Annotated in this window: 14 protein-coding genes; 5 read left to right on the top strand and 9 right to left on the bottom strand. The window is 41.8% G+C overall.

The features are described 5' to 3' along the window. Positions 1 to 13 precede the first annotated feature (13 nt). Positions 14 to 895, bottom strand: a complete 882-nt coding sequence (locus SFRI_RS05850) for a choice-of-anchor H family protein (protein WP_011636608.1) — start codon at positions 893 to 895, stop codon at positions 14 to 16. A gap of 341 nt (positions 896 to 1236) precedes the next feature. Between SFRI_RS05850 and SFRI_RS21215 the strand changes: the two genes are divergently transcribed. The 4 genes from SFRI_RS21215 to SFRI_RS05830 all read left to right on the top strand — a co-directional run bounded on the left by SFRI_RS21215 (position 1237) and on the right by SFRI_RS05830 (position 5312). Continuing rightward, entirely contained in the window at positions 1237 to 1593 is a 357-nt protein-coding gene (locus tag SFRI_RS21215; RefSeq protein WP_011636607.1) for a PepSY domain-containing protein, read from the top strand. A 3-nt stretch (positions 1594 to 1596) separates the two neighbouring features. Next, entirely contained in the window at positions 1597 to 2280 is a 684-nt protein-coding gene (locus tag SFRI_RS05840) for a response regulator transcription factor (RefSeq protein ID WP_011636606.1), read from the top strand. Then, positions 2273 to 3601: an ATP-binding protein gene (locus SFRI_RS05835; protein WP_011636605.1), complete on the top strand. Its 1329-nt coding sequence runs from the start codon at positions 2273 to 2275 to the stop codon at positions 3599 to 3601. The genes SFRI_RS05840 and SFRI_RS05835 overlap by 8 nt, the downstream gene beginning before the upstream one ends. Before the next feature lie 175 nt (positions 3602 to 3776). Further along, complete coding sequence (locus SFRI_RS05830; RefSeq protein WP_011636604.1) at positions 3777 to 5312, top strand: DUF3300 domain-containing protein; 1536 nt, start codon at positions 3777 to 3779, stop codon at positions 5310 to 5312. A gap of 106 nt (positions 5313 to 5418) precedes the next feature. On the opposite strand, the gene SFRI_RS05825 is transcribed toward SFRI_RS05830, so the two are convergent. The 7 genes from SFRI_RS05825 to SFRI_RS05795 all read right to left on the bottom strand — a co-directional run bounded on the left by SFRI_RS05825 (position 5419) and on the right by SFRI_RS05795 (position 11266). Then, a complete protein-coding gene (locus SFRI_RS05825) occupies positions 5419 to 6822 on the bottom strand; it encodes an ATP-binding protein (RefSeq protein ID WP_011636603.1) in 1404 nt (467 codons plus the stop codon). Positions 6823 to 6908: 86 nt separating this feature from the next. Continuing rightward, on the bottom strand, positions 6909 to 7568 hold the full coding sequence (locus SFRI_RS05820) for a response regulator (protein ID WP_011636602.1): 660 nt from the start codon (positions 7566 to 7568) through the stop codon (positions 6909 to 6911). A gap of 16 nt (positions 7569 to 7584) precedes the next feature. Beyond that, positions 7585 to 8481, bottom strand: coding sequence for an FAD:protein FMN transferase (locus SFRI_RS05815; protein WP_011636601.1), 897 nt, complete (start codon positions 8479 to 8481; stop codon positions 7585 to 7587). 56 nt (positions 8482 to 8537) lie between these two features. After that, on the bottom strand, positions 8538 to 9836 hold the full coding sequence (locus SFRI_RS05810; RefSeq protein WP_011636600.1) for a DUF3570 domain-containing protein: 1299 nt from the start codon (positions 9834 to 9836) through the stop codon (positions 8538 to 8540). Next, a complete protein-coding gene (locus tag SFRI_RS05805; RefSeq protein ID WP_011636599.1) occupies positions 9827 to 10066 on the bottom strand; it encodes a DUF4266 domain-containing protein in 240 nt (79 codons plus the stop codon). Before SFRI_RS05805 ends, SFRI_RS05810 begins: the two co-directional genes overlap by 10 nt. A 4-nt stretch (positions 10067 to 10070) precedes the next feature. Next, positions 10071 to 10547 (bottom strand): TlpA family protein disulfide reductase, encoded by a 477-nt coding sequence (locus SFRI_RS05800; protein WP_041413446.1) that lies wholly within the window; start codon positions 10545 to 10547, stop codon positions 10071 to 10073. A gap of 152 nt (positions 10548 to 10699) precedes the next feature. Further along, entirely contained in the window at positions 10700 to 11266 is a 567-nt protein-coding gene (locus SFRI_RS05795; RefSeq protein ID WP_011636597.1) for a cytochrome b/b6 domain-containing protein, read from the bottom strand. 137 nt (positions 11267 to 11403) lie between these two features. Between SFRI_RS05795 and SFRI_RS05790 the strand changes: the two genes are divergently transcribed. Beyond that, positions 11404 to 11805 (top strand): hypothetical protein, encoded by a 402-nt coding sequence (locus tag SFRI_RS05790; RefSeq protein ID WP_011636596.1) that lies wholly within the window; start codon positions 11404 to 11406, stop codon positions 11803 to 11805. Positions 11806 to 11821: 16 nt separating this feature from the next. Here SFRI_RS05790 and SFRI_RS05785 read toward each other — a convergent pair whose 3' ends face one another. Further along, positions 11822 to 12031, bottom strand: a complete 210-nt coding sequence (locus tag SFRI_RS05785) for a DUF3565 domain-containing protein (protein WP_011636595.1) — start codon at positions 12029 to 12031, stop codon at positions 11822 to 11824. Positions 12032 to 12228 lie beyond the last annotated feature (197 nt).

Raw genomic sequence — 12228 nt, 5'->3', positions numbered from 1 at the left:
CATTAATCTTACGTTATTTTTTATTAATCAAACGTCTACGAAACCCAATAACACCGGCCAGTAAGCCTATACTTAACCAAGATAAGGCCCCGCCTGAATGTTCAGTTTCAATATAAATCTCTTCCACATAAACCGCATCACGGTCGCTACTTTCAAGTGGCAGCGCGTACAAGGCATTGGACTCATCACTACTTATTGTCGCGACCGGATCGGCATAACCTAGCTCATACAGATCGATCAATACATCATAATGATCGGCTTGATAACCACTGGCTAACGTTGTTAGCACTTCGTAATCATCATTGCTAGAGTCTGCGTGGAGGGTGAATACGTCGGTTGAGTAATAATGGAGCCACGGTCCACCGTCTTGACTTAAATATAATTCGGCAAATACATCAGCCTGAATGTCGCCCGCGCTGCTGGTAATATCTGCATCAAAGGTCACACTAAAGGTTTGATAAAAACCATCATAATCATAATCATCAAATAAACTTGAATCGGCACCATAGAAGGAAAAATCGTAATACACGACCTGGTTTTGCTGCGCCAACGCTCGTTGCTGCTGGTTTTCCGTCGTTGCGGCAGCTTTTTTATTTTTTGCCATCACTTGTTCACGAGTGACTTTTTTATTCAGTGTTGCAACGTTACTTTGCAACTTAGCTTGCTCATGTAAAGCGCTCACCCTAGCCTGCTTGTCAGCTTCAGTTTCTGGCGTTTGCGGATTAATGACTCTTGCTTGGCTATATGTACCAAAAGCTTGTTCAGAGATCCGTTCGGCGCCTTGTACTGTTGGCGAACTTAACCAGAGTGCACTGGCAACACATAAACTTACGCCCCATTTTAACTGGGTATTAATAGTCGATAGATTGGCTGTCTTGGCAGTATTATGTTTCATGTTAGTTCCTCACAGTCTTGATATTAAGGCCATTTAACCCTAATCAAAATGAACGTAAGCTGAACATAGCAACACGGCAGACTTCCGTTAACGCTACCCGTTAGTGACGCTGTTATAAATCAATACCGCAAAAACTGACCATAGGCGTAAGTCATTCAGTTAATGTTCATCTGCTACCCCTTATACTGCCAACTCAAATCATCGACACATTTGTATTTACCGATATCTTACGGGCGTTTATGTTTCGCTTACGGCTATTTACCCAATAAGATTAAGTAGATGTTTCTATATAGAAAGGGATCTTTTACACTGGCAATAATGAGGTTATTAGGGAACACAATATGCAGCGTATGCTCAACGTAAATGCAACCATGTTAGGCCTGATGTTAGCGCTACTGTCATTAACGTGCTCAGTGCCGTCCTATGCAGCTGCATTACATTCATCTGCTGGTGCTCAGTTATCCCCTGGCCCAAATAATAATCGTCAAAACAATAACCAGCAGAACAGCAATCTGGTAGTTAATAGCGCCCAGCAAGCAGTACAAATGGCTCAGCGGAGTTATTCGGGTAAAGTATTAAAAGTGCAATCAGCTAACGTCAATGGACATCCTGGTTATCGGATTAAATTACTCACCAATGATGGCGTTATTTTTTATGTGTTAGTCGATGCCACCAATGGCTCGGTTAAAAGGAACTAGCCCATGAGATTATTACTGGTCGAAGACGATTTAGCCCTACAAGCAAACATAAAACAGCACCTTATTGATGCGCAATATACAGTTGATGTTGCCAGCGATGGTGAAGAAGGCTTATTTCAAGCTCAAGAATATCAATACGATGTCGCCATTATCGACGTGGGTTTACCTAAGCTTGATGGTTTGTCATTAATCAGTAAACTACGTGAACAAGACATTAGCTACCCGATCATTATTTTAACCGCTCGAGACAGTTGGCAAGATAAAGTGGTTGGTTTAGATGCTGGCGCTGATGATTACTTAAGTAAGCCGTTTCAGCTAGAAGAACTTGTCGCGCGAATTAATGCATTAATTCGCCGCTCCGCAGGTAAAGCCAGTCCAGTAATTCAAAATGGTCCCTTTAGTATCAATACCCGTAGTTTAGAAATTAAAAAGAGCCTGCAAATAATTAACCTCAGTGGTTCTGAGTACAAACTATTTGAATACCTGATGCTGCACCCTGGGTCGGTACATTCAAAAAGCAGTTTAATTGAACATATTTATGACCAGGATTTTGATTTAGATTCCAACGTAATTGAAGTATTTATCCGTCGGTTACGTAAAAAACTCGACCCCGACAATCAATATCAATTAATTGAAACACTGCGTGGTCAAGGTTATCGACTACGACAGTTAGCCCCAGATGCGTAAACTACTCAGCTCGCTTAAAGTCCGCATTGTGGTCAGTGCGTTATTACTGATTTTGGTATTATTGCCTATTATCGGTATAACCGTTAATAATGCCTTCGAAACCCAAATAAATGTTGCTGCAAAAAACCAGTTGAAAGCCTATGTTTACTCTGTTTTAGCCATGGCTGAAGTAGAAGATAACCAATTACAAATGCCGTCTCATTTACTTGAAAACCAATTCAATGTGATTGGTTCAGGTCTTTATGCATTAATCACCACTAAAGATAACCAACTACTGTGGACTTCAAACTCATTTCTCGGCCTCAACACGCCGATTAACTTACCCAAACCCGCAACCGGTAGAAGTACCTTCGACTCGATATTGATTAATGACAAACCGCAGTTGATATACAGTTTTAGCGTGAGTTTTGCCACCAGCGAACAGCCTTTTACCATGACGCTGCACATTATAAAAAACCAACAAGAATACCTACAACAAATCCAAAAGTTTTCTAACACCTTATGGACTTGGTTGTTGGTGTTAACTGCTTTATTGGTTATCGTACAGCTCAGCTGGTTGTTATGGACACTAAAACCATTAGGTCAATTTAGCCAAGAACTGAGTGCTGTAGAACAAGGCACATCAAAGCAACTCAGTACTCGCTACCCAGTGGAATTGCAAAAAGTAGCGCAACAGTTAAACACCTTATTGCAAACCGAACAAAGTCAGCGCAAACGCTACCGCAATGCTTTAGCCGATTTAGCCCACAGTTTAAAAACACCTTTAGCGGTAATCCAAACTCAAGCGGATCTAAGTGAAGCCTCGATGGAACAAATTAATCGTATAAACCAAATTATTGCTTACCAACTAAAGCGGGCACAAAGCGCAGCGGGTAGTGCTTGGCATTTAGGGGTGAATGTTGACAGTATTGCCGTTAAATTAGTCAGAACCTTAAGTAAGATATACCAACATCAAAACCTCACCATTGAGTATCACCCCAACAAACAAGCGCGCTTTAAAGGCGATGAAGCAGACTTAACAGAAATGCTTGGCAATGTGCTCGACAATGCTTGTAAGGCTGCTAAAACAAAGGTGATATTAACCCTTACGCAGCAAGGAAATCAGCTGTGCATAACAATTGAAGATGATGGTGAAGGTATCCCTAAAGATAAACAGCAGCATATTTTTGAACGGGGGATCCGTGCAGACACTTACACTCAAGGTCACGGGATAGGACTGGCAATAGTCAGAGATCTTGTCGACAGTTATCACGGTAAACTTACCGTTGATCAGTCGGCATCATTGGGTGGCGCCAAATTTGAGTTTTTTTTCCAACAGTAAACGCCTACCTCAGGTTGTCGTTATATATTATTTGTTTAATTTATCTAGCTTACTCCTCTCGTTTATTTCTCTCGCATAGTTCTAGCGTATTAATTTCAGTTATTAGCTTTCAGCTTATGTTCATCTTCGGCTCGTTATGATGAACCTAACAGTCATCAATGACGCTGGAGATAACATGAAAAAAGCCATTCACGTACCCGCTCAGGCATTACTCGCCTTAGCCTTGGTCTGTATGCCATTAACAAATGTACAAGCGGCGCAACCAACTAATTCATACACTTATAATGCAGCAGATGATGTGGTGAGTGATGCTGAGTTGGCACAAATGCTCGCGCCAATAGCGCTATATCCAGACAGTTTATTAACCCACATATTAATAGCGTCAACGTATCCATTAGAAATTGTCCAAGCAAAACGCTGGTTAGCAAACCAAGGTAACCGCGACACCAACAAAATTATGACCGAGGTAGAGTCGCAAGACTGGGACCCAAGCGTGAAAGCATTGGTAGCATTTCCCAATGTATTAGAGCGTTTAAATGATGATTTAGCGTGGACTCAAAGCGTAGGCGATGCATTTTTGCAAGACGAAGGTCGCATGCTAGACACTATTCAATCGTTAAGGCAACAAGCTGACGAAGCCAACAACTTAGCCGACCTTGAGCAAGTTAAAGTGTCACGAGTCGAGCGCCGGATTATTATTGAATCAGTTCGCCCAGAAATTGTTTACGTGCCTTACTACGACAGCCGTATCGTTTATGGCAATTGGCGCTGGAATCGTTATCCACCCGTTTATTGGCATGCACCTGCTTACGTACATTATCGCCCTAACCACAGCGCGATATACTGGGACAGCGGAGTACGCATTAGCTTTAATTTCTTTTTTAGTGGTTTTCATTGGCATGACCGCCGCGTGATTGCGGTGCCAGTACATCAAAACTACCGTTACTACACACCACGGAAAATTAGTTACAGCCATGGAGCCCAACATTGGCAACATAAACCTAAGCATCGCAAGGGTGTGGCTTACCACAGCCAAGTGATCAGCAAACGTTATAACGGCCATTATGAAAAGCGTAACAAGCAAGTAAGCTATTCACGTGAACCTAAACGCCAGCACGCCAATGAACCTCGTCATTACTCAACCAAGGTCAATGAGCAGCGTAAAGAAGTAAGCCATGGCAACAAGCATGACAAGCGTAGCGAAAAATCGACAGTAAGAAGCGTAGGCCGTAATGAGCCGATAGAGCACAGAAGTAACCAGCTAAAACGCGATCTAAGCCAACAACGTCAACCTGTAGCACAGGTAAAGTCGTTTGAGCGTAAAGGCGAGCCGATGAAGTCAAATTACAGTCGCCAGCGCGATGTGGCCCAAACTAGGCCTAAATATGAGGCAAAACCGGTGGCAAATATAACAAGCAAGCCGCGCACTCAAGAATTACAACAAGCACAGCGTAACACTCGAGTTGAAAAGTCGCGTGAGTCGCACGTTAACGCGATGCGCAATCCACAACAGCAAGTGAAACAAATTCGTAGGAGTGAACCGCAAAAGCAGCAAGTTCGCGAAACAACTCGATCGACTCCTCAGCAAGTTTCGCGCTCAATGAGTCAGCAACGTGATAATTCATCATCACGCCGTACAAGCCAATCAAGAGACGCAGGGCCTTCAAGAGACAAACAGTCAAGAGAAAAGCCTTCAAGAGAAAGACAGTAAACAGTCAAAAAAATCAGCGAGCTAAAGCACTAAACAACACGAGTAGACCTTGCCTCTCGTGTTGTTTTTTTTATATATAAAATCAATAAAGTTATCAGTTCGCACACTAAATCTGAGCATGAGGTAAGACGATACAAACATTTAAGCCATGAGGTTCTACTTTGCTAAAAGTCAATTCACCATGATGTAAACTGATAATATGCTGGCAAATCGACAAGCCTAAACCGGCACCGTGTGAAGCGTTTTCATCAACTCGATAAAAGCGATTTTTGGCTAAGCTAATTTCTTCATCAGACATTCCCTTGCCTTGATCAAGTACACAAATCATCGTCTGCTGCTCGTCCTGAGTAACCGTAATGGTAATTAATGATTCTATAGGGCTATATTTGCAAGCATTTTCGATAATATTTTTCAGTACCAATTCAATGTAAAACGGATCGGCATTGATGGTCATATCTTTAGGAACAACGATATACCACTCGTAATCGGCAATGATGTGTACTAGCTGATTTATCACATTCTCAATAACATCTTGCAGCTTACAATCGGTTTTATTTAACGCCTCAATGGCATCAACGCGTGATAATAACAACAGCTGCTCTACAGTATGGCTAATGCGGTTTACGCCCTCGCCTATGGCTTCTATATACGGCAAAGTTGTCTGCTGGATCTCTGGTGTTTGGCTAGACAATACATCGCTTAAGCCGTCGCTGTGTAACTTAATAATCGCTAATGGCGTTTTAAGTTCATGGGCTGCATCGGCACTAAAGCGACGTTCACGGATCATCGTCTCGCTAATGCGCAGCAAATAGCTATTAAGGGCTTTTTGTGTTGACGCTAACTCTGTCGGTAAAGTGAAATTGATAGGGGTTAGGTCTTGGGCTGAGCGGTTAGCTAGGTGACGTTCTAATAATTTAACTGGTTTAAATAAGAAATAAGTCAGCACTAACATAAAAAATACCATAATGGGGGTAATCATTAATGGCGAGCGCCAGGTGTTGCTGATGATTAATGAGACTAATTCTTGCCGAACATCATCACGTTGCGCAGTCACAATCCATACTTGATGCGGCGATGAGAAAAAGCTGTATACATGCCATAACTCATCATCGATTCGATGAATATCATAACCTTGAGTGAAATTGGTTAATTGTTGTTCGCCAGTGCTATCAGAGTACGCGAGTAACTGTCCCGAGCTGGACAGTAATTGAAATGATAATTTATGCTCATAAGACAAAGTGACAGGATTCGATTGTTCTGCAAAGGTTTCTATCTTTGAATCCGCAACATGGAACAAACTTGGCTGCTGGAGCAATTGTGCCAGTTGAGCTTCTGTTAAATGTTCGACATAAAACTGTTCCAACATTTTGGCGGTTTGCACCATCTGCGCATCAAACAATTCTTCGACTTCATGCATAGCATCGCGGGTACTGAGTATGCTCGAAAAAGTTACCGTGAGAACAATCCCTACCAGCATAATCAAACTTAATAATAATCGTAATGAAAACATAATATCCTTATTGTATTAAGTGTAATTAACCCGCAGCTTGGCTGCCCACCATTAATTTCATCTAACCTATTTAACGGCTAAAAAGACTATACCGTTTCAGTTAATATATAGCCTATACCACGCACGGTTTTGATCAATTCAGTGGCGGTTTTTTTACGTAAATGATGAATATGCACTTCAATAGAGTTGCTGCCAACTTCATCCCAGCCATAAGTTAACTGTTCAAGTTGATTACGGGTTAACACGCGGCCTGCTGATTGAGCAAATTCGAGTAATAATTGATATTCACGACGTGAAAGCGACACTAACTCATCGCGAAAATGAACTTCACAGCGGGCAAAATCAATATTGAGTGCACCATAACTGAATTGGTTATTATCTAGGCCATGCTGACGTCGAATAATCGCTTTAAGCCTCGCAATTAATTCCCTTACATCAAAAGGCTTACTTAAATAATCATCTGCACCAATATCTAAACACATTAAGCGGGTGTCAAAATCTGTATTTGCGGTCAACACAATTATAGGTAACGAGATACCATTTTTACGCCACTGTTTTAATAAGTCCGCACCATTGCCATCGGGTAAACTTAAATCGAGAATAATGGCGCTAAAATCTTCATTTTCTAAAGCGATTTGAGCTTGATTATATGATGCTAAATGATCGACCTGAATACCTGATTTAGCTAAACTCATCACGATGCCTTGTGCTAACAGCTTATTATCTTCTACTAATAACACTCGCATTCAGTACCCTTATTCATTAACGAAATACCTTAAAATCGACACCTTGTTGCTGTAAAAAATCTTCAGCATCAGCTCCTTTTAGCATCGACATTGTGGCCAACATTCCAGCCATAACACAATTGGGCGCCAGCACAGTGACAGATAATGGCGCTTGTTCTACAGGGTATCCCGTTTGAGGATTAATAATATGCCCATAACGTTTACCGTCTACCTCAATATAACGCCGAGTCGTGCCACTAGTGGCTAACGCCCCTTGGCGAATGGTTAACAGAGCTGCAGCGTTATCAAGCTTATTCGGGTTTTCAATCCCAACCTGCCAACCGTCACTTTTGGTGATAGGGCAAGCAATGTCGCCCCCAAAGTTGACTAATACCGATTGATTTGGCCAACGATTCGCTAATATTTGTGCAGTGCGATCCACCGCATATTCCTTACCGATACCGCCAAAGTCGACACTCATGTCTGCAGGCATGCAAACGGTCTTATCAGTCAATGCAATGCGATCAAAACCCACCTTAAGCAAAGCGGCATCAATATCAGTTTGTAACGGCACTCGATGGTTACCATCAAAGCGCCATAACGCCATTAAAGGACAGGCACTGATATCAAAAGCTGATTCACTTAATTGAAAACACTGTTGAGCAAACTGTAATAAATGAGCTGTTTCGGCATCGACCGAGGTTGCTTTACCTTGGGCATGATTTAACTGCCACACCACGTTACCTTCAATAAAACGGCTAAATTTATGTTCTATACGCTTTGCTTCGTCGTAAGCAATAGTCAGCATTTGCCTCGCAGTATGCTCATCATCAATCGCCATTAATAATTCACATGGGCTAGCCATAGCGTTAAATGAACCTAAAAAGCCCCAAGGACGAGGCTGTAAGCTCATCACTTTTGGGGCTTTTGACATTGTTTTGAGTGGTTCAAGCAAATTAAATGACTCTGTTTATTGATGATACGTTCATCTTAAAACGAATAACTCACTTGAGCTACTATCGCCTTCACCGCTGGGAATAAATCGTAGTTTTGTAGCTGACCAGGTATCTCTGTGCCATTATTTTCAGGATTTTGCTGGTAATATTCAATACGATAACTTAGTTCATGGCCACCCGATAAACGCTGACCAAATTTAAGCCCTATGGTGTAAGCCGTCATATCACCAATGCGATAATCTGCGCTGGCATACTCAGGTATTGCATCGCCACTCATTAAGAATGGTTGATAAAACTCAGCGGCTTGCTGCTGGTAATAACGCAAGTGTAATTGTCCGTACATACTTGGGCTAAAATAGTAGCGATAATGGGTCTCTAAAGTATGCGATTGAATTTCCCAATCATCAGTGCTGTAACGATATGAAAAATCAACTACACCTGAATCCAGCGCGCCTTTAGTAAGTAAAAACACACTGTGCTTAAGGCGTGAATCTGGACGATTTTCGTAACGGTAAGCTTGTGTTTGACCGTTAACATCGACCTCACTAAGGATCTTGTACGGGTCAGTCATGTAGCCTGACACACTTGATAAACCATAGTTAGCTTGCATCAACCAATTACGATTAATAATCTGAGTCACGCCAAACATAATATCGCTTGTTTGTTTAGTATCATCGTCCGCTAAACGAGTTTGATCGAAGGCTGCTTGATAATCGGCATCGTTGGCATAATTACCACGAAATACCATTTCTGACATTGCCACTGGGCGGCCGCCAACAGGATCTACTACATCATTGGTAAAAGCACCCGACAATGACAACGTTGTGTTATTTTTATTAAAACTACGCTCAAGACCACCATTAATACCCATTGAAAGATAATCAAACTCTTTCGAACCATACACGCCAATATTACCAGTCCAATCTTGATTAAGCACTTCTTGCCAATTAGCGCTTAGCTGAACACGAGTATCATGAAAGGTATCGTCCAGCGGGGTATCACCAGCAGCAACAGTGTATTGGCCATCACCCGATGGACGCGTGAAAGTCTGACTGTCACTTTGGGCCACTGCACCAGAAGCTGATGCACCAGTTAAACTGTCGACCACAATTTTAAGGTCCAATAACGAACTATCACCAAAGGCTTTTTGTACATTACCAATCGCTTCTGCGGCTTGAACACGGTCTTGCTCACCATAATACATAATGGCAGCATCGACCTTCCAATCATCAGTGGCAGGAATAGGTTCTGCAGCACTGGCCTGTTGGCTCAACAAACTACAGCTTGCCAATGCCAACGCACTGGCAATACTTTGCTTAGATGTTAGTTGCATCCACAACCTCCGCCCGCTAATGAGCGACCACCACTGGTGCCTTCTTTGCTAAAGTAAATATGATCATCTAACGCGAGATCGAGTTTTTCACTGTTCAAAGCCATATCAGCACGGGCTAATTGATCTTTTTCCCAAGGTTGCACACCTAAGCTCGAACAGCCAACCAAACTACTGACAATGGCTAATGCCACGGCAGCTTTGGCAAATGGTTGATAAAATGCTTTTGTCATCAATTTACTCCTGTAACAACATTTGGATTTCTTGCTCGTAGGCGGGAATGTTTTCAGTAAAAAAACCCATGTGAGTTTGCACTAATTCACCTTTACGATTGAACAAAAAGCTACTTGGCATACCCTGTAAGTCAAAGGCTTGAGCAATATCACCTTCAGGATCAAAACGAAGATTAAATGTTGCTGGCAGCTTGCTCAAAAACTCATGGGCTAAGGCGGTATCAACATCAAGATTAATCGCTACAACCTCTAAACCTTGCTGTTGATATTTAGCCTGAATTGCATTCATCCACGGAAATGATTTACGGCACGGAGCACACCAAGATGCCCAAAAATCAACATAAACCACTTTGCCAGCAAACTGTTGCAGACTGACACTTGCGCCTTGTTGATCTAACACATCATGTTCTAATGAGGGAGCGGCTTGAGCTTGGGCATTAACACCTAACCCAATAGCCAAACTCAACGCGATAAACTTAATGTTACGAAAATGACAAAATAACCCAATTGACATCATATTTTCACCTAATGAACCGATAGCAAACAACATAGGCCACCAATCTTAAGATTTACTTAAGCATTGTAAAGATATCGTAAAGACCATTTATGCCATTCAAAAAAATGAAACTAACATTAGCCGCCAATCATTTTCGACACGATGCCTTTATCGTTGCCTGACTCCGCCACTAAAATCCCTGCTAAATGTAAACTAATAAAAGGGATGAAATACCACAATGCCAACTTATGAATCGTTTCAGCCTGCTGTTCTATTGCTTCAGGACCAAACTTGAGTAACAAACCTGTTATTACCGATAACGCTACGCCGGCATAAAAGACCCAATACACCCATGCCTGAAACTTTTGCTTTGTGGTAGCTTGGCGTGAAAAAGGTGACGGATAATGCAGACCAAATTTAGCCATATAAACAAACCGAGCGAATACAAATACCCCAACCGCATAGCCAAAATAAATATGCCACTGGAACATAACGCCACGAATACCTTTGGCAATGCTCACCGCTTGTTTATCGGTAATAATGACATCTATTTTCGCTAAGCCTTGATGAATTATGGCGGCCATATGGTTTTTCTCCATCCACCCAAGCCTTAGTAATACAGTTAATAACATCACCATCATAGTCAATGCCAATCCCCAATGAATAAGACGATGGAGTCGTGGATAAGTAGTCTGTGTTTGCATAAAAACCTCGGTAGGATTGCGATGATGGGGGCCATTATCACGCCGGAATCTTAACAATCACTTATGGATAACAAAAATCGGAAAATAATCTAAAACATGACACTATGGCGATAAAATAACTTTGAACGGACTCACACATGACTCATTTTCTGCACAAAACTCGACAAACAGCATTATTCCTTGCAGGTATAGGCACGTCATTAGGCGGGCTTTATACCTTATTCCCACAATGGGCTGTCGAAAATCTTAACCAACTAACCTATCAGCCCAGTGACACGATATTTATTCAGCATTGGGGATTTATGGTATTAATGGTTGGATGCAGTTTTTTTATTGCGATGGTGCGTTCAACTTGGATAAAGCCGCTATTTTGCATTGCGCTCATTGAAAAGCTGTTTTTTGTTAGCTTGGTATTGAGTCATGCCAATCAAGCTTTTGTCGATGGGTTTTGGTTATCAATGGTAATGGACAGCATGATATGTACTTACATTGCCGCGTATTTATGGTGGTGTCGAGCCACTGGTGATTTAACGTCTTAAGATAGGTAAACTCAATTTAGTCGACACTATCTGGCGGTGCCGCAACATCGCATTTTTTACAATTAAGGATCATTCCTAATTGTTGTTGCCGACCTTCGATTGTCGTCACCCAAAGGCGAACAGTCCAAGGCGGATTATGGCGTACATGCTGAAAGTGACCACAGCCTAATTCTGCCACCCAATGCTGTTCTTCATCCAAATGATAACCGATAATTTTTTGCTGCATCCTAGTTCACCCAATCTTCAATGTCTTAGATCACCATAGAATGAAAATTTTCTGCTGAAACAATAATACCAATAGCAATTCAAATAACACGAGCACGGTTTACACCTACAAAAAAGCCTGAACAAGTCAGGCTTTTTGAGCGATAAATAACGTAGTTCAATACTAAGTTATTCCAATACTAAGTTATTCCAATACTA

Source organism: Shewanella frigidimarina NCIMB 400, from assembly GCF_000014705.1.
Classification (GTDB): domain Bacteria; phylum Pseudomonadota; class Gammaproteobacteria; order Enterobacterales; family Shewanellaceae; genus Shewanella; species Shewanella frigidimarina.
The sequence above is the reverse complement of the archived record's forward strand: the minus strand, read 5'-3'. Positions and strand labels throughout refer to the sequence as shown.